The sequence below is a fragment of the Flavobacterium aerium genome (genome assembly GCF_030766725.1).
Taxonomy (GTDB): domain Bacteria; phylum Bacteroidota; class Bacteroidia; order Flavobacteriales; family Flavobacteriaceae; genus Flavobacterium; species Flavobacterium aerium.
Genome location: NZ_JARQWR010000003.1, coordinates 115123 through 134767 on the forward strand (window position 1 = coordinate 115123; position 19645 = coordinate 134767).

A 19645-nucleotide genomic window follows, 5' to 3' on the forward strand; every position below is an offset into this window, starting at 1 on the left:
TATATAGATTTATTTTCTAAATATACTACTCCCCATTGACTATTTAACGGAAATTATATTCTTTTACAAGGCTATTAACTAAACTCAATTTTTTATGTCATTCAATCCCGCAGACAATATCCAGGATTTACAATATTTTGGAGAATTTGGTGGAGTAAATCCATCTATTTCTGACTCATCTACCTACACTTTCCTATCGGCCAAAACAATGTTTGATACTTTTGAAGGAAATGCTGAAGGTTGTTATTTATATTCTCGCCATTCTTCTCCTAGTAATTTGTATTTAGGACAAGCACTTGCTGCCATGGAAGGAACTGAAACGGCTAATGTTGCTGCTTCTGGAATGGGAGCTATTACACCTGTATTATTACAATTGTGCAGTGCTGGTGATCATATTGTTTCGAGTAGAACGATATACGGTGGAACATATGCTTTCATGAAAAATTTCATGCCTCGACTTTCCATCAAAACTACTTTTGTAGACATTACAAAATTGGATGTTGTTGAAGCTGCCATAACGCCTCACACAAAAGTATTGTACTGTGAAACTGTGAGTAATCCATTATTGGAGGTTGCTGACATTGAAGGCTTGGCAAAAATCGCTAAAAGACACAATCTGAAATTGGTTGTGGATAATACTTTCTCTCCACTATCTGTTGCTCCTGCAAAAATGGGCGCTGATGTAGTAATCCACAGTTTAACAAAATTCATCAATGGTAGTAGTGATACTGTAGGTGGTGTAACGTGTGGTACACAGGATTTTATTAATGATTTACGCAATGTAAACGATGGAGCTAGTATGTTATTAGGCCCTACTATGGATAGCTTACGTGCTGCTAGTGTATTGAAAAATTTACGCACTTTACATATTCGTATTAAACAACACAGTCACAATGCCCTTTACCTGGCAGAACGTTTTGAAAAAGACGGACTAAGACCTGTATATCCAGGTTTAAAAAGCCATCCAAGTCATACCTTATATAAAAGCATGATTAATCCTGAGTATGGTTATGGTGGAATGCTTACACTGGATGTAGGTACTCTTGATAAAGCTAATGAATTAATGGAATTAATGCAGAATAGAAATCTAGGATATCTGGCAGTAAGTTTAGGGTTTTACAAAACACTATTCAGTGCACCGGGTACTTCTACTTCAAGTGAAATTCCATTGGAAGAGCAAAAAGAAATGGGGTTAACGGATGGTTTAATCCGTTTCTCAATTGGTTTAGATAATGATATCGAACGTACCTATCAAATGATGAGAGAATGTATGGTTGAATTATCAATTCTAACTTAGAATACAAAAGGAAACTAATACCGTAAAGCAGTGTCAAAACCGACACTGCTTTTTTATTTCTAAATTACTTTTGTCTAAACTTTATAGACATTTTAACTTTATTACGTTCTTGCTTTTGATTACATTAGCCTTTTAAAAAACTATACCGTATGAAAAAAATTTCCATATTATTCCTATTCATAGGAGTAATGGCATTTGCTCAGAAGAAATTAACGATCGAAGAGGCTACTCTAGGTCAATACAGAGCTTATGCACCTCAAAATTTAGTGGCGAACCAATGGAGAAAAGACACTAAAACAATTACTTATCTGGATAATACTTATTCCAAATTACTAAGCCGTAGTCAAGAGAATAACTGGAGTGAAAATACACTAGTTACTAAAGACGAACTTCAAAAGGCTTTAAAAAGTAAATTCCCTTCTGATGATTTCAATTTAAGAATGTTCCCTTATACTTATGAGTGGAAAAACAAAAATACATTAGCCCTTAATGTGGGTGGGAAAAATGGGAATTACTTCGTTCAATTTGATGTTGAAAAAAAGGAAATCACCAATGCTTTTCAACTGACTCAAAGTGCAGCACAACAAGCCATTGCTCCAAACGATGCTTATATCTCTTGGCTAGACAAAAACAACATCAATATTACTACAAGTCAAGGACAGACGATTTCTGTTACACACGATGATAATATTGGAATTGTAAATGGTAGTGATTATACACACCGTCAAGAATTTGGTATTAAAAAAGGAATGTGGTGGAGCCCGAAAAGCGATAAATTATTATACTATCGCAAGGATGAAACAATGGTTAAAGATTACCCATTGATTGACTTTGGTACTAGAATTGCCGAAGTAAACAATATTAAATATCCAATGGCGGGTATGAAAAGTGAAGAGGTTACTTTAGTTGTATTTGATGTTGCATCAAAACAATATGTTACCTTGAAAACGGGTGAACCAAAAGAGCAGTTCTTAACTTCTGTGACTTGGGATCCTAGTGGAAACTATGTCTATGTTGGTGTTTTAAACCGTGAACAAAATCATTTGAAAATGAATCAATATGATGCAAAATCAGGGAATCTAGTAAAAACATTATTTGAAGAAAAAGCAGCTACATACGTAGAACCACAAAACGATCTTACTTTCTTACCTACTAAATCAGATGAATTCTTATACCGTACTGAAAAAGATGGATATCAGCAATTATACCTTTATAATACACAAGGTAAAATGGTGAAGAAATTAGGCTACAATGATGTTGTGGTTAAAGAATTATTAGATTTTGATACTGATACAAAAAATGTATTTTACATCGGTACTGCTAATAATGGTTTAGATCGTTTAGTTTATAAAGTAGAATTAAAATCTGGAAAAACAACTATCGTTACTCCTGCTTCAGGAACACATCACGCTCAATTGAATAGTGATAAAACACTTTTATTAGATCAATTCAGTAGTACTACTGTTGCCAATGAGATTTCAATTGTAAATCTTAAATCAAATAAATCAAATTCGATTTTAAAAGCTGACAATCCATATGCTGGGAAAATAGATTTACCTAAAATGGAATTTGTTACAATTACTTCTGCCGATGGGAAAACACCACTAAATGGTCGTTTACTATATCCAAGTAACTTTGATCCATCAAAAAAATACCCTGTAATGGTGTATGTTTACGGAGGTCCACATGCTCAATTGGTTACAAACGATTGGTTAGGTGGTGCTCGTTTATTTGATAATTACATGGCACAAGAAGGTTATGTTGTATTTACATTAGACAATAGAGGAAGTGATTCTCGCGGTCGTGATTTTGAACACGTAAACCATAGACAATTAGGTCAGAATGAAATGGCTGATCAAATGAAAGGTGTTGAATTCTTAAAATCTAAATCATTTGTAAATGCCGACAAAATTGGTGTTTATGGATGGAGTTTTGGTGGATTCATGAGTATTTCATTAATGTTAAATCAAAGCGATACTTTCAAAGTTGGGGTTGCTGGCGGTCCAGTTTGTGATTGGAAATACTACGAAGTAATGTATGGTGAGCGTTATATGGATACACCTGAGGAAAATCCTAAAGGATATGAATTGGCAAATGTAATCAATAAGGCAAATCAATTGAAAGGTGATTTATTAGTAATTCACGGAGCACAAGACCCTGTTGTAGTACAACAAAATAGTATGGAATTTATCAATGCTTGTATTACCAACGGAAAACAAGTAGATTACTTCCTTTACCCTACTCACGAACATAATGTAAGTGGTAAAGACAGAGTTCATTTAAATCAAAAAATAGCCAACTATTTCAATCTTCATTTGAAATAATAAAATTTTATTATCAATAAAAAAACTCCGTTTAGATCGATTTCTAAACGGAGTTTTTTTATTGATAATAGAGTAAACTATTCTTGTGTTTTCATATTTGCCTTATTCAGCATACTGTTTTTCACACCGTAGGTGAAATACATTACTAAACCTAATGCTAACCAAATTAAGAACATCACCCAGTTTTTCCAACCTAGTTCTGCCATCATATAGAAGCAGCATAGCATTCCTGCTAACGGAATAAAGGACATTTTTCTGGTAATACTCTTATAGGTCATGAAAAGCGCAATAAAGATAAAAACCCACATTGGGATTTTATGTTTGAATAGAGCTAATCCACTTTCATATTTCTGATCATGATTTAATGGTAATTGATCTACAATTTTACTATAACGTTCAGTACCTAAATTCTTTAAATATTTCTCTAGATGTACTGGATTTGCATCCAATTGATCTCCATTAATAGTGGCTATTTTTTCGGCTACCAGTTTCAGTTCTTCTTTGTCTAATGAAGAAACTAATGCTTCCGCATTATACATCACAGGTTTATTATTAACAAAATCCATCGTTTCCGTTCGGAAGAAATAACCCGCAATGAAAACCGTAACAACAAAAATTAATGGCATCACATAGGCTGAATTCAAATAAGGTGTCTTAAACTTCCCTCTTGGTCCGTTTGGTGTACTTTCTAACTTTAAGACTCCTGCACAAACTAATACAAAGGCAAATAAAGTACCAATACTACAGACATCTACCACAAGGTTTAAATCTGTAAATAAAATTGGCACACCTACTACAAATCCTGTAAAGATTGTCGCAAATGAAGGCGTTTTAAATTTTGGATGTACTCTAGAAAATGCTTTTGGCAATAACCCATCTCTACTCATAGTCATCCAAATTCTTGGTTGACCCAACTGGAAAATAACAAATACACTTGCCATCGCCACTACCGCACTCACAGCAACGACTTTACCTAACCATTTCAAATCTTGTATTTTACTAAACACAAAAGCCAATGGATCACCCACATTCAATTCAGAATAGCTCACTAATCCTGTAATAACTAACGCAATAGCAATATATAAAACGGTACAAATAATAATCGAATAGAAAATACCTCTTGGTAAATCACGTTGTGGATTTTTACATTCTTCGGCAGTTGTACTAATCGCATCAAAACCAATATATGCAAAGAATACAGAACTAATCCCTCCTAATACTCCTGCAATACCGTTAGGTGCAAATGGATCCCAATTGTCTGTATTTACATAGAATGAACCTACAACAATAACCAATAATACCACAACAATCTTAATAACAACCATCATGTTACTGGCCTTTCTACTTTCATTAATCCCTCTGTATACCAAGGCTGTAATTAAAAAAGTAATCAGTAATGCAGGTATATCCAACACTAGGTTAAATCCAATTTGTGGCGCATTAGCATAGGCTAAATATTTTGGGATTTCTTGTGCAAATTCAGAAGCAGCTATAGATTCTAATGTATGTCCATTTTGTAATAACTTATTTACTACTTCAAATCCATTCTTAGCGGTGAAATAGTCCATAGTCATCCATTCGGGGATATGTAAACCGGGTATTCCATTGACGAGTGCTGTAAAGTAATCACTCCATGAAATCGCCACAACAATATTACCAATAGCATATTCCATAATTAATGCCCAACCAATAATCCAGGCAAATAATTCTCCAAATGCTACATAACTATAGGTATAAGCGCTCCCAGATACAGGAACTAAAGAAGCAAATTCAGCATAAGCAAAGGCCGTAAAGGCACAAGCAATAGCAGTAAATAAAAATAAAAATACAACGGCAGGACCTCCTTCATAACTCGCTCTTCCGATAGTACTAAAAATCCCAGCTCCAATAATCGCTGCAATTCCAAATCCTGTTAAATCCCTAACTCCTAAGTGTTTTGCTAATGAGCTATGCTCCTCATTTGCACTTGCTAGAATATTCTCAACTGTTTTTTTTCTGAATAAATTTGAAAAAGCCATAAATTAAATTTTCTGCTTAAATGAATTTTAATACCAAATAAGACAATAGATTCTCTACTCTTATTTTTTTATTTTAAGCAAAACAAATATATAAAACCAATCTTAAAAATAGGTTTAATGGAATAAAAAAATACAATTGATACATTTATTACACTTTTTTTCTAAAAGTCGCAGTTATTTGTTAAAACCGGGAAATATTTCACATAACAAATCTTTATATCTCAATAAATAATTATAATCATAACCTATATAAAAAATCTAGCCTTATTCCCTATTTTTGCACTATTAAAATTAGTAACCTTAAAATCTAAATAATCATGTCATTAGTAGGAAAAAAATTCCCAAACATTGCAATCGACGCCATCTCGGAAATGGGTGATAATTTAAAAATTAACATCTTTGAAGAAGCTACTCAAAAAAACAAAAAAGTATTATTGTTCTGGTACCCAAAAGATTTCACTTTTGTATGTCCTACAGAATTACATGCTTTTCAAGATGCTTTAGGAGAATTTGAAAAAAGAAATACAATTGTAATTGGTGCTTCTTGTGATACAAACGAAGTTCACTTCGCTTGGTTGAACACACCAAAAAATAATGGAGGAATCGAAGGAGTTACTTATCCAATCTTAGCGGATACTAACCGTAACTTATCTAACATCTTAGGGATTTTAGATATCGAATCTACAAGCTACAGCGAAGAAACTGATTCAGTAATCATCGAAGGATCAAACGTTACTTTCCGTGCAACTTATTTAGTGGACGAAGATGGAAAAATTTTCCACGAAAGTGTAAACGATATGCCATTAGGTAGAAACGTAAACGAGTACATCCGTTTGATTGATGCGTATACTCACGTACAAGAAAAAGGTGAAGTATGTCCAGCAAACTGGGAAGAAGGAAAAGAAGCAATGTTAGCAAACAGAGCTAGTGTAGCAAGTTATTTAAGCAATTAATAATATAAATTATGCTAATTGAATTAAACGAAGACGGATTGCAGGAATTAGTCGCAAATAACGAGAAAGTAGTAGTACAATACTCTGCTTCTTGGTGTGGCAACTGCAGAATTATGAAACCAAAATTCAAAAAATTGGCTTCAGAAAATGAAAACCTAACATTTGTAATCGTGGATGCGGAGAAATTTCCAGAATCAAGAAAATTAGCTAATGTGAGCAATTTGCCAACATTTGCAACTTTCGTAAATGGAAACATTGTAAATCAAACGCAAACGAACAAACAAGAAATTTTAATCGATCTAGTCAATGAAATTACCAGTAATTAAGCATTTAACTCAGTTTATTGAAGAAAATGATCAAGATTATCTTATCGAAACCATTGAAGTTTTAGAGCATTTAACTGAACTTCCAACAATTAAAGATGAGGAATTAGATGTTATTGCTGAATTAATTTCTAATATGTATGGTGCACTTGAGGTAAACCAAATGATCAAAGAAGGAACAGACAAGAAAGAAGCTCTTAATGCGTTCATGAAACGTGTTATGGGTTCTATTGACAAATAAGTTCCGGCAAAGAATATCTAAAACGCTCCCTAGTGGGAGCGTTTTTTTTATGCCCTATTCTCTTCAAATAACAGAATAATATTCTTAAAATCATAGGAATTATGGTATGAATTAGGCCATCTCATCAAGAACAATTCAAGTTGCTTCATTTTGCCCTCCATCTTTGTATTACCGATATAATTTCATACTTTTGAATCCTAAAAAATCACGAAAAATGGCTACAATAACATTAAAAGGGAATGCAATACACACTTCTGGTGAATTACCAAAAGTAGGCTCAAAAGCAGCAGATTTTGAACTTGTAAAAACAGATTTATCTACTATTAAATTATCGGATTTAAAAGGTAAAAATGTAGTTTTAAATATTTTCCCAAGTGTTGATACTGGAACTTGCGCAGCTTCAGTAAGAACATTCAATAAAAAAGCTTCTGAATTACAAAACACTACTGTACTTTGTATCTCAAGAGATTTACCTTTCGCTTTAGCCCGTTTTTGTGGTGCAGAAGGTTTAGAAAATGTAGTACCTGTTTCTGATTTCAGAGCTGGTGCATTTGGTAAAGCCAATGGTTTAGAAATTACAGATGGTCCTCTTGCTGGTTTACACTCTAGAGTTGTCATTATTTTAAACACAGAAGGTGAAGTAGTTTATACAGAACAAGTACAGGAAATTGTTGATGAGCCTAATTACGAAAAAGCACTAGCTGCATTGTAATTTTTCTAAGCATTACCTATAAAACTAATATGACAAAAGAAAATTCATTCGTTACAGGAAGATTAAAAAGTATGGTATATGCTGTAAAAGGCTGTTACAAACTCATTACTACAGAACACAGTGTAATGGTACAATCTTCAATCGCAGTTTTAATTACTATAGCCGGTTTTGTTTGTGAGATATCCAGAACAGAATGGATGTTTCAAATTCTAGCAATCGGAATGGTATTAGCTATTGAGGGATTAAATACGGCAGTAGAAAAAATTGCCGATTTTATTCATCCTAATTATCACGATCGAATTGGATTTATTAAAGATATTGCTGCTGGTGCTGTATTTTTTGCAGCCCTTGCAGCTATAGCAATTGGCTTGATTATCTATCTCCCAAAAGTGTTTAGCTTTTAATATTCTATTAATTTCTTTATTTTTGTAAAAATCACAAATCAGATAATGGCCAAAACAAGTAAAAAAGAAACTGTTGATAAAAAAACAGCAAGTCCCAATACTAAAAAAACACCTTGGAAAATAGGTAAACAGCAAAAAATCCTTTTTGGAAGTTTGTTGGTTTTATTTTCCATCGCCTTACTTCTAGCCTTTATATCCTTTTACATTTATGGTCAATATGACCAAAGTGAATTATCTGCTTTTTCTGATCGCTCAGAGACAGTAAATAACTGGTTGGGTAAATTTGGTGCCTTTTTAGCCGATTTCTTTGTTTACAAAGGATTTGGTATTGCGGCATTTCTATTTGTTCGTTTATTTTTTCTTACCGGATTATACAACATCTTAGACCTCTCTATTGGGAAGTTAAAGAAAATCTGGTTTTGGGATTTATTTGCCATTATAATATTCTCTATTCTTTGTGGCTTTTTCGGTAACCTTTTACCAGAATTAGGTGGAACAATTGGATATGAAATGAATATCTTTTTACAAGATTACTTAGGTAAAATTGGAACTTTACTATTATTACTATTTGGCGTGGTTATCTATTTGATTTTTAAAATTCAAATTTCACCAGAAAGTATCAAGTCCTTTTTCGAAAAAACAAAAAAAGACATCTCTAAAGATTTAGCGAGTCTTTCAAAAGAAAAAACAGTTGACAATCCTATTATTGAGGAAGATAAACCTATTATCCCTACTACACCATCTTACTTAACAGAAGAGGATTATTCCGAAGAAGATTTAGGAGAAATGACATTGAATACCCTTCCTACTCCACCTCCTTCACAGTTTGAAATTAATAAGGAATCACTAAAACCAACAATTAGTCATTCTTCTGAAATACATTTAGCAACTACTCCAGTTACACCAAAAGTTATCGTTCCAGAACCTGTAGCTCCTACCATTATTGAAACAAATGATAGTGCTTTTGTAATCGAACAAGTAGCCGAAGAAGTTACGGTTGAAGAAAACCTTGCTGCTCGATTAGTCAAAGATTTTGGAGAATTTGATCCAACCTTAGAACTTTCCAATTACAAGTTCCCAACAATCGATTTATTAAAAGAATATTCTTCTGGGGGAATAACCATCAACCAAGAGGAATTAGAAGAAAACAAAAACAGAATTGTTGAAACCCTTCGTAACTATAAAATTGAGATTGCTCAAATTAAAGCTACTGTAGGTCCATCTGTAACCCTATATGAAATTGTACCGGAAGCGGGTATTCGAATTTCAAAAATTAAAAGCTTAGAAGATGATATTGCACTTTCATTATCGGCCTTAGGTATTCGTATTATTGCTCCTATCCCTGGAAAAGGAACTATTGGTATTGAGGTACCGAACAAGAATCCAACTATGGTTTCTATGAAAAGTGTAATTGGTTCACCAAAATTCCAAACGGCAGAAATGGAACTACCAATTGCCTTAGGGAAAACAATTTCGAACGAAACATTTGTTGTCGATTTAGCAAAAATGCCTCACTTATTGATGGCAGGTGCTACAGGACAAGGTAAATCTGTAGGACTAAATGCGGTTTTAACTTCTTTATTGTATAAAAAACATCCTGCTGAAGTAAAATTTGTTTTGGTTGATCCTAAAAAAGTGGAGCTTACGCTTTTCAATAAAATTGAAAGACATTATTTAGCAAAATTACCGGATTCAGGAGATGCAATAATCACCGATAACACAAAGGTAATCAATACTTTAAACTCTTTGTGTATTGAAATGGACAACCGTTACAATCTGTTGAAAGATGCTATGGTTCGAAATATAAAAGAATACAATGAAAAATTTAAAGCTCGTAAATTAAACCCTGAGAATGGACATCGATTCTTACCATATATTGTATTAGTAGTCGATGAGTTTGCCGATTTAATTATGACGGCAGGTAAAGAAGTAGAAACTCCTATTGCACGTTTGGCTCAATTAGCACGTGCTATTGGTATTCACTTAATTATTGCAACACAAAGACCATCAGTGAACGTAATTACAGGTATTATCAAGGCCAACTTCCCTGCTCGTATCGCCTTTAGAGTAACTTCAAAAATTGACTCTAGAACGATTTTGGACAGCCAAGGAGCCGATCAATTAATAGGTCGTGGGGATTTATTATACACCAATGGAAATGACTTAGTGCGTGTTCAGTGTGCATTTGTCGATACTCCTGAGGTTGAGAAAATTACAGAATATATTGGTTCACAAAAGGCATATCCTGATGCTTATTTACTTCCAGAGTATGTAGGCGAAGAAACTGGCATCAATCTTGATATAGATATCTCCGAAAGAGATTCAATGTTCAGAGAAGCTGCTGAAGTAATTGTAACGGCACAACAAGGTTCCGCTTCATTATTGCAAAGAAAATTAAAATTAGGCTACAACAGAGCTGGTCGATTAATCGATCAATTAGAAGCTGCTGGTATTGTAGGACCTTTTGAAGGTAGCAAGGCACGTAGTGTTTTAGTCCCTGATTTGACTTCTCTAGAGCATTTTTTAAATAATGAAAAAAATAATTACTAACATGCAAAAACTTGTCCTCCTGACAGTATTATTCTTAGCGAGCTTATCCATTAATGCACAAGACGCTAAAAAAGCAAAAGATTTATTAGACGAAGTTTCTACCAAGGTGAAAAGCTACGACAATATTTCTATTGACTTTAAATATGCTGTTAATAATCCTAAAGATAACGTAAACCAAGAAAGTCGTGGCGATGTTATCCTAAAAGGAAATCAATATTATTTGAACTTCATGGGAATCAGCAAGATATTTGATGGAAAAAAAATATATACAATTGTTCCTGAAGACGAAGAAATCAGTATCTCAAAATATACTGACGATGATAATAATGCAATGACCCCTTCTAAGATGCTTACCTTTTTCACGAATGGATATAAGTATACTTGGGATATACTTCAAAACGTAAAAGGCCGTAAGATTCAGTATGTGAAACTAACACCTGTAAGCGCTAAAGATCAACGTAAAGAAATCTTATTAGGTATAGATGTACAAACAAAACACATCTATAATATGATTGAAACTAGTAAAAATGGAACTAAAACCACTTTAACTGTAAATTCTTTCAAAACGAATCAACCATTGTCAAAAAATCAATTTACCTTTACCGAAAGTAAATATCCCAATTACTACATTAATAAATTAGATTAATTTGAGGTGAAAATTCTTGACCGTTACATTCTAAAAACATATCTGATAACATTTACCTCGGTATTTGTTATCCTTTTTTTTATATTCATTTTACAGACTGTTTGGCTCTTTATTGCTGAATTAGCGGGTAAAGATTTAGATTTTATTCTAATCATTAAGTTCTTATTATTTGCTTCCCCTAAGTTATTTCCATTAGTACTACCACTTACAGTGCTCTTGGCTTCTATCATGACCTTTGGAGATTTGGCTGAGAACTATGAATTTGCTGCCATGAAATCTTCGGGAATATCACTGCAAAGAGCCATGAAAAGCTTAATTGTTTTTATATTATTCCTAAGTGTTGCAGCATTTGTATTTGCCAATAATGTAATTCCCTACGCAGAATACAAGTTTATTAATTTCCGTAAAAATATTGCACAAGTAAAACCTGCAATGGCTATTGCCGAAGGACAATTCAATGACTTGGGGATTTACAACATTAAAGTCAATAAAAAATCGGGAGAAAATGGTGAAAAACTTGCCGGGATTACAATCCATAAAAAAACAGGACTTGGTGGTAATACAACCGTTGTAATTAAGGCCAAAGATGGAGAATTGATTAGTAGTGAAAAATCGAATATTCTTCAAATGGTTTTAAATGATGGTTATTATTATGATGACATCGTACCTAAAAAATATGAAGACCGTCAGAAGTTTCCTTTTGCAAAAAGCTCTTTTAAAAAATACATTATCAATATCAACCTAACGGAACTAAATCCTGTTGATGTCGATGAAGAAAAAGTAGCTAATACAAACAATATGCTTAACGTAACCGAATTACGTTATACACTAGATTCATTAAATACGAGTTACAAAAAAGATTTAATGTCTTTTACGGACAATATCTACCAACGTACGGGTATAGCATACTTCCCTCTCAATCCAGCTTTAGCAAATAAAGATACTGTAATCAATAATTTGTTACCGCTATACACAAGAGATGAACAGACTCGAATATTAGAAATTGCGAGTAGTAATATTATCAGTTCTCAGTTTAATATTGACAACATTAAAATTGGTTTAGAAGGACAACTAAAAAACATTAATAATCACTGGTTGGCCTTAAATGAAAAGTTTGTAATTGCCTATGCTTGTATTCTAATGTTTTTCATTGGTGCACCCTTAGGCTCTATCATCCGTAAAGGAGGACTTGGATTACCTATTGTTTTTGCCGTATTAATTTTCATTACTTTCCACTTCATCAATACCTTTGGTCGAAAAGTGGCTCAAGAAAACGAATTATCACCCTTTTTAGGGTCATGGATGTCCTCTATGTTGTTGACTCCATTTGCTATATTATTAATTCATCGTGCCACAAACGATATTGGATTAATTAACATGGATGTGATTACACTTCCAATACAAAAATTATTTAATAAGATTTTTAAATCCAAGAAGAACTAACTACACAATAAATACACATGTCAACTACAAAAATAAAACTGAATACTATAGAAGAAGCTATAGAAGATATCAGACAAGGGAAAATAATCATCGTAGTGGATGATGAAGATCGTGAAAATGAAGGTGATTTTATCGCTGCTGCGGAAAAGGTAACACCCGAAATGATCAATTTCATGGCGACCAACGGAAGAGGTTTAATCTGTGCTCCATTGACAGAAAGCCGTTGTAAAGAACTTGACTTAAACTTAATGGTAACCAATAATACTGTTTTACACGAAACACAATTTACAGTTTCTGTAGATTTAATTGGTCACGGTTGTACTACAGGAATTTCGGTTCACGATAGAGCTAAAACGATAAAAGCATTAATTACTGAAGATACTAAACCAGAAGATTTAGGTCGTCCAGGACATATATTCCCATTACGCGCAAAACAAGGTGGTGTATTGAGAAGAACAGGACATACTGAAGCTGCAATTGACTTTGCTCGTTTAGCAGGTTTAAAACCAGCAGGAATCTTAGTAGAAATCTTAAATGAAGACGGATCAATGGCACGCTTACCACAATTGGTAGAAGTTGCTCAACGATTTGATCTGAAATTAGTTTCAATTGAAGATTTAGTAGCTTACAGAATGCAACACGACAGTTTGATCGTTAAGAAAGAAGACTTTGATATCGAAACTCGTTTCGGAACATTCCGTTTAAGAGCTTATGAGCAAACGACAAACAAACAAATACATTTTGCCTTAACAAAAGGAACATGGAACTTAGGTGATTCTATTATTACCCGAATCAACTCTACTTCTGTTAACAATGACATTTTAGGAACTTTGACAAACAATGCTGATGAAAAATTAGACAATATGTTCAAAGTAATTAACGACGAAGGAAAAGGCGCAATTATATTCATCAATCAAGAAAACCAATCGCTTAATTTATTAAACCGTTTGGCAGAATTGAAAGTATTACAAACACAAGGTATACACAAAGCTCCACAAATTAAATTGGACCATAAAGACTTTGGAATTGGAGCTCAGATTTTACATGATCTTGATATTTCAAAAATCCGATTAGTTTCCAATTCAGAACAAACGAAACGTGTAGGAATGATCGGTTACGGTCTTGAAATTACAGAATACGTTTCATATTAATATTTTTTATAATAGATACATGCCAGAATTATCAATGAATACCCTTGAACAGAAAATACAGAACTCTGAAACGCATATTTTCAAAGCTGTTTTTCCAAATACAACCAACCATTACGACACCCTTTTTGGTGGTACTGCATTACAATTAATGGATGAAGTTTCTTTCATCTGTGCGACCCGTTTCAGTCGTAAAAAAGTAGTGACTATCTCTACTGGGCAAATCGATTTCAAAAAAGCTATTCCAGCAGGAACTTTAGTAGAATTGATTGGTCGCGTTATTAAAGTAGGGCGTACAAGTTGCCAAATCCAAGTGGATATTTATATGGAACAAATGTATTCTGATTTAAGAGAAAACGTTGTTTCAGGTACATTTACTTTTGTAGCAGTGGGAGAAAACAAGAATCCAATTCCTATTTTAGATTAAACCTATACTTCATTTTGAAGAAAATAAAAGCCTCATTTTAGTTTTAAAATGAGGCTTTTTTAATGATTTAACAGATCAATAAATTCTATTATTTTGTTCTTTTAAGCTGATACGGATACAATTCATAAATAGCATTGTCTTCATTAATCGTATATCCTTTTGCTAAATCTATTTTAGCTTGCTCTGAGAGTACTTTCGATTCTTCCATTTTTCCCATTTTATACAGGCATAATGTTTTGTAATATTTAGCATCCGAAAAATTGGTGTATACGCTTAAAGCCTTATCAAATTCTTGATTCGCCTCTTCCCATTTTTTCTGTTCATATTTTGTTATGCCTAAATAAAAAACATCTAAATAATGTGCTTCTCCCCTTTTCTTTTCCTGATCTAAAATATCATGGGTAAATAACTCTTCTGCTTTTTTAAATTCATTGAGTTGCAAATAAGACAAAGCGATATAGAAATTATAAGTATGGTCCATTTCATATTGATTTCCATATTTTACGATACATTCCTTGAAATCTATAATGGCATCTTTGTATTCTTTCGAAAAAATACATTTGATAAAAGCACGATACGGTAAATACTCTGCATTGTTATAATATACTGCTTTATCAATCAATGCCATTCCTACTTCATACTTTCGTTGTTTAAAATAAGGCATTGCTTTCTGTTGCCACAAATAGGCAATTGTACTATCTTTTTTCAAACCAGCATCCAAGCATTCCTGCCATTCTGGAAAAAAATAATGACTTTTATGCGCGCAATTTTCGGCAAATTCTTTGATAATTTTATCCTGTCTTATTTTCTTATCGACATCTAATTCTGTTTTCGTCTGACTGAATACCAAACCAAAATTCAACAATAACACCAAAGGGATAAGAAATTGATAGCTTGAGTAATAATAAACCTGATGAACTTTTTGCATAGAACAAATTTTATATAAATATCAAACCAAAAATAGAAACAAAAAGCCACTCAATCATGAATGGCTTTTAAAAATTTACATTATATCCGAGTAATTAAATTTTCTGTATTACAACTCCACTTTCTTAAAAATCGTACTAGCAGTATGTCCACCAAATCCAAAGGTGTTGTTTAAAGCATATCGAATTGTTTTCTTAAGTGGTTTACCCAAAACAATTTGATCTTTATTGACAATTTGATCATCCAAATGTTCTGTATTAATAGTAGGTGGAACAATTCCATCCTGAATAGCCATAATAGTAATAATACTTTCTACTGCTCCTGCTGCACCCAACAAATGTCCAGTCATTGATTTTGTAGCACTCACAGCAATTGGGAGCGTATCAAAAACAGTATGAATGGCTGTTAACTCACTCAAATCACCTTGCGCAGTAGAAGTTGCATGTGCATTAATATAATCGATATCCGATGGTAAAAGTTGGGCATCTGCCAATGCTTTTTGCATTCCTAATGCAGCTCCAAAACCATCGGGTGGAGTTCCTGTTAAATGATAAGCATCGGCGGCCATACCACCACCCACCATTTCGGCATAAATTTTAGCACCTCTTTGTACAGCATGATCCCAATCTTCCAATATTAAAGCGCCTGCTCCTTCCCCAGCAACAAATCCATCACGATCACGATCAAAAGGACGCGAAGCACCTGCCGGATTATCATTGTGTTTGGACAAAGCTTGGGAAGCATTAAACCCACCAATCGATGAAGCGGTAATAGCGGCTTCAGAACCGCCTGCAATCATAATGGTAGCCTTTCCTAATCGAATGGTATCAAAAGCGTTTATAATTGCTGTATTGGACGATGCACAAGCCGAGACTGTTGCATAATTAGGACCATGTAATTTATTCTTGATCGAAATAACGCCTGCCGCAATGTCCACAATCATTTTTGGAATAAAGTAAGGATTGAAATGTGGTGTACCATCTCCTGCATGAAACTCTTTCAACTGTTCTTCAAATGTTGTAATTCCCCCATTACCCGAAGCCCAGATTACTCCAATTTCTGAGCGCTCTGCCTGACTCATGTTTTCAAAAGATAAATTGGCATCTTGTATGGCTTCATCTGAAGCAGCAATAGCATATTGCGTAAACAAATCATATTTTCTGATTTCTTTACGTTCCATATATTTTTCAGGATCAAATCCTTTGACCTCACAACCAAATTTAGTTTTGAATTTAGTGGTATCAAACTTCGTTAATAGTCCTGCACCACTTTTTCCTGCTACTATATTTCCCCAAAATTCTTTTACAGAATTCCCCAATGGTGTTATGGCACCTAGTCCTGTGATAGCTACTCTTTTCATTTTATTTTTTTATTTCGGTTTTCAACAAATTGGTATATCCTTTGGCTATTAATCGGGTTTTATCTTTATCCCAAACTTCGCACTGAGCATTCACAATTGTTTTTCCTTTTTTATTAATTGTTGTTGCTGCGATGATAACATCATTTTCCTTAGCAGAGGCAAAATAATCTATAACATTATTGATGGTTACATAGAAAAAAGGTTCTCCATATGAAATCATGGTTGCCCCAATAGCATCGTCAATCATCGCCCCTATTACCCCACCATGTAGTGTTCCAAAAGGATTAGTCATTTCTTTTCGAATCGTATATTCAAATGTTAGACTTCCTTCTTGTACAGCTAACATTTTTGGTTTTAACCAAACCATAAATGGCGAAGGTGAATCTGTAATTTCTTTACCAATATGATTTTTCAAAAATTGCATTGCATCATTACTCATAAAGTCTATTATTTAGTGTTCGTTAAATTTTCTACTACTATAGCGGATGCACCACCGCCACCATTACAGATTGCTGCTACTCCATATTGTCCGCCTTCTTGCGCTAATACAGATAGTAAGGTCGTAATGATTCGAGCTCCAGAACATCCTATAGGATGCCCCATAGCAACTCCACCACCGTATACATTTATTTTTTCTGGCGCAATACCCAATATTCTTTGATTGGCTAAAATCACAGCCGAATAGGCTTCATTAATTTCAAAATAATCGATTTGATCTAGAGATAAATTCGCTTGTTTCAATGCTTTTGGAATGGCAATAGATGGTGCAGTAGTAAACCATTCTGGTGCTTGAGCAGCATCGGCATATCCAATTATTTTTGCCAAAGGCTTTAGATTGTTTTGTTTTAATACTTTTTCTGAAACTAATAGTAATGCAGCAGCTCCATCATTCAAATTACTTGCGTTTGCAGCCGTTATCGTACCTCCTTCTTCAAAAGAAGGTTTCAGTTTACTTACTTTTTCTGGAATAATTTTGTAAATATCTTCATCGTCCGTAATCGTAACTACACCTGTTTTTTGTTGAATTTCAATCGGTACAATCTCTTTTTTAAATTTTCCTGATTGGGTAGCGCGGGTTGCTTTTTCGTATGATGCTAAAGCATATTCATCTTGTTCTTCTCTGCTTAGGTTATATTCTCGGGCGCACAATTCGGCAGCATTTCCCATGTGATAATTATTATAAACATCCGTCAGACCATCTTTAAGTAAACCGTCTACCAATACTGCGTTTCCAAACTTATCGCTTTTTCTATGCATCAAGTAATGGGGTGTATTACTCATACTTTCCATTCCCCCTGCCACTACGATATTATCAATTCCCAATTGGATTTGTTGTGCCCCTGTTATTACAGCTTTCATACCCGCGGCGCATACTTTATTTACTGTAGTACAATCGGTTTCTACTGAAATCCCTGCAAATATTGATGCTTGACGGGCTGGTGATTGTCCCACATTGGCAGACAATACGTTACCCATATAAACTGAATCAATTTCGGTTGGTGCAATCGATGTTTCTTCAAGCACACTACGTATTGCTATTTCACCCAATTGTGGTGCACTAAAGTTGGATAAATTCCCTAACAAACCACCAATAGGCGTTCTTTTGGCTGCTACTATATATACATTTTCCATAATAAAAATATTTTATACCATTCGGTATATTTTTGGTTAAAAAATTTTAGGTTAGCTCGTCAATTATTTTTTTTATTGAATTCATGATTAATTTCATATTCCCCATATTACCCGAAAGCTTGGTAATCATTATAGATCCTTCAATCAAGGCGATAATAGTTAAGGCGGTTTGTTCCGTCTGTATATCTTTGGCTTTAAATTCTCCCGCAATGATTCCTTTTTCAATAAGGGATATAATACTCGACTTCCATTTTTCTAATGCCTTATTTGCCAGTTCTTTTAAAACCGAATGGGTATCGTCTGCTTCTATCGCAGTATTCAAAATCGGACAACCTCCTCTCGCCATAAGTGCTGTAAAATACTTTTCATAAAAAGTAGAAAAGACCATTAGTTTTTCTTTATAGCTTTCTTTCTTTGCTATTTCCTGTTTGAACGCATTTTGAAAATTCTGATGGTTGTAATGAAAAACCGCAATGGCTACTTCATCTTTATTCTCAAAATTGCCATAGATACTGCCTTTGGTCAGTCCAGTTGCCTCGGTTATATCATTTAAAGAAGTGCCAGCAAATCCTTTTTGATTAAAAATAGGTGCTGTTCTTTCAATTATAAACTGTCGAGTACGTTCTGCTTTGGTCATTTTTTCTATTGTTGGTGTAAAATTATACCAATCGGTATTAATCTGCAACAAATTTTAGATTAATTTATGAAGAGCATTTGCAACACCAGGCCACAAATGCTCTATAGACTGAAAAAGTAAAATTAATTTTTATCAAAAATGCAGCGCACTAAAACGAGAACTAAAGAGGAAATGGAAGCTATCGTTCTTATCCAATTCAAAGTATTCCAAGTGTTTTCGAAAGCAACTCTACTTTCTTTAATTTGTTCTATGCTAAGTTCTTTTAAATTTATAGCTTCTAATGTAGTATTCAAAGGAACATTTCCCATCATGGTCACCCCAAATGCTCCTATCCAATAAAACAAAGTGGCAGATACAAGTAACCAGAAGTGATAGGACATTCCAGAGGTGTAATTCAAATAGGTACTGATAGGCAACAATACCATAGCACCCATAAAACAGAGCAAAAATACAGGATTCTGAATTTCACGATTGATGGACTGCATTGCTCCTAGGTATTCTACATCGGATAATTTGCCTAATCCTAAGGTTACTGCGCAAGACCAATTGAAAAAAAGTCCGGCGATTAAGGCTACTGTAATGGCTGTGAATAGTAAGATCATC

At 33.9% G+C, this 19645-nt stretch carries 19 protein-coding genes; 12 read left to right on the forward strand and 7 right to left on the reverse strand.

Going from position 1 to position 19645, the window contains the following annotated elements:
- The first annotated feature begins 94 nt into the window (after nt 1–94).
- Both P6733_RS04995 and P6733_RS05000 read left to right on the forward strand, forming a co-directional pair.
- On the forward strand, nt 95–1297 hold the full coding sequence (locus P6733_RS04995; RefSeq protein ID WP_306350571.1) for an aminotransferase class I/II-fold pyridoxal phosphate-dependent enzyme: 1203 nt from the start codon (nt 95–97) through the stop codon (nt 1295–1297).
- 149 nt (nt 1298–1446) lie between these two features.
- On the forward strand, nt 1447–3621 hold the full coding sequence (locus tag P6733_RS05000; RefSeq protein ID WP_306350573.1) for a S9 family peptidase: 2175 nt from the start codon (nt 1447–1449) through the stop codon (nt 3619–3621).
- A 77-nt stretch (nt 3622–3698) separates the two neighbouring features.
- On the opposite strand, the gene P6733_RS05005 is transcribed toward P6733_RS05000, so the two are convergent.
- Complete coding sequence (locus P6733_RS05005) at nt 3699–5639, reverse strand: amino acid permease (RefSeq protein ID WP_306350575.1); 1941 nt, start codon at nt 5637–5639, stop codon at nt 3699–3701.
- Nucleotides 5640–5956: 317 nt separating this feature from the next.
- Here P6733_RS05005 and P6733_RS05010 point away from each other — a divergent pair, with 317 nt between their 5' ends.
- From P6733_RS05010 to P6733_RS05055, 10 genes are all read left to right on the forward strand, one after another.
- Complete coding sequence (locus P6733_RS05010; protein WP_306350577.1) at nt 5957–6592, forward strand: peroxiredoxin; 636 nt, start codon at nt 5957–5959, stop codon at nt 6590–6592.
- 11 nt (nt 6593–6603) lie between these two features.
- On the forward strand, nt 6604–6918 hold the full coding sequence (locus tag P6733_RS05015) for a thioredoxin family protein (protein WP_306350578.1): 315 nt from the start codon (nt 6604–6606) through the stop codon (nt 6916–6918).
- Nucleotides 6899–7156, forward strand: coding sequence for a DUF6952 family protein (locus P6733_RS05020; RefSeq protein ID WP_306350579.1), 258 nt, complete (start codon nt 6899–6901; stop codon nt 7154–7156). Before P6733_RS05015 ends, P6733_RS05020 begins: the two co-directional genes overlap by 20 nt.
- 214 nt (nt 7157–7370) lie before the next feature.
- Complete coding sequence (tpx, locus tag P6733_RS05025; protein WP_306350580.1) at nt 7371–7868, forward strand: thiol peroxidase; 498 nt, start codon at nt 7371–7373, stop codon at nt 7866–7868.
- Between the two features lie 29 nt (nt 7869–7897).
- Entirely contained in the window at nt 7898–8272 is a 375-nt protein-coding gene (locus P6733_RS05030) for a diacylglycerol kinase family protein (RefSeq protein WP_306350581.1), read from the forward strand.
- A gap of 45 nt (nt 8273–8317) precedes the next feature.
- Nucleotides 8318–10822, forward strand: a complete 2505-nt coding sequence (locus P6733_RS05035; protein WP_306350582.1) for a DNA translocase FtsK — start codon at nt 8318–8320, stop codon at nt 10820–10822.
- A 1-nt stretch (nt 10823) separates the two neighbouring features.
- Nucleotides 10824–11468 (forward strand): LolA family protein, encoded by a 645-nt coding sequence (locus P6733_RS05040; RefSeq protein ID WP_306350583.1) that lies wholly within the window; start codon nt 10824–10826, stop codon nt 11466–11468.
- A gap of 6 nt (nt 11469–11474) precedes the next feature.
- Complete coding sequence (locus P6733_RS05045; RefSeq protein ID WP_306350584.1) at nt 11475–12911, forward strand: LptF/LptG family permease; 1437 nt, start codon at nt 11475–11477, stop codon at nt 12909–12911.
- Between the two features lie 17 nt (nt 12912–12928).
- The gene (gene ribB / locus P6733_RS05050) at nt 12929–14062 is read left to right on the forward strand and encodes a 3,4-dihydroxy-2-butanone-4-phosphate synthase (protein WP_306350586.1); all 1134 of its coding nucleotides are present in this window, start codon (nt 12929–12931) and stop codon (nt 14060–14062) included.
- A 34-nt stretch (nt 14063–14096) separates the two neighbouring features.
- Nucleotides 14097–14486 carry an acyl-CoA thioesterase gene (locus P6733_RS05055; protein ID WP_306351136.1) on the forward strand — a complete coding sequence of 130 codons (390 nt, stop codon included), beginning with the start codon at nt 14097–14099 and terminating at the stop codon, nt 14484–14486.
- An 88-nt stretch (nt 14487–14574) separates the two neighbouring features.
- On the opposite strand, the gene P6733_RS05060 is transcribed toward P6733_RS05055, so the two are convergent.
- From P6733_RS05060 to P6733_RS05085, 6 genes are all read right to left on the reverse strand, one after another.
- The gene (locus P6733_RS05060; protein ID WP_306350588.1) at nt 14575–15414 is read right to left on the reverse strand and encodes a tetratricopeptide repeat protein; all 840 of its coding nucleotides are present in this window, start codon (nt 15412–15414) and stop codon (nt 14575–14577) included.
- A 108-nt stretch (nt 15415–15522) separates the two neighbouring features.
- On the reverse strand, nt 15523–16773 hold the full coding sequence (gene fabF / locus P6733_RS05065) for a beta-ketoacyl-ACP synthase II (RefSeq protein WP_306350590.1): 1251 nt from the start codon (nt 16771–16773) through the stop codon (nt 15523–15525).
- Nucleotide 16774: 1 nt separating this feature from the next.
- On the reverse strand, nt 16775–17212 hold the full coding sequence (locus P6733_RS05070; protein WP_306350592.1) for a PaaI family thioesterase: 438 nt from the start codon (nt 17210–17212) through the stop codon (nt 16775–16777).
- Nucleotides 17213–17220: 8 nt separating this feature from the next.
- On the reverse strand, nt 17221–18405 hold the full coding sequence (locus tag P6733_RS05075; protein ID WP_306350597.1) for an acetyl-CoA C-acyltransferase: 1185 nt from the start codon (nt 18403–18405) through the stop codon (nt 17221–17223).
- A 46-nt stretch (nt 18406–18451) separates the two neighbouring features.
- Entirely contained in the window at nt 18452–19093 is a 642-nt protein-coding gene (locus tag P6733_RS05080) for a TetR/AcrR family transcriptional regulator (protein ID WP_306350598.1), read from the reverse strand.
- Nucleotides 19094–19164: 71 nt separating this feature from the next.
- The gene (locus P6733_RS05085; RefSeq protein WP_306350600.1) at nt 19165–19644 is read right to left on the reverse strand and encodes an anthrone oxygenase family protein; all 480 of its coding nucleotides are present in this window, start codon (nt 19642–19644) and stop codon (nt 19165–19167) included.
- Nucleotide 19645: the final 1 nt, after the last annotated feature.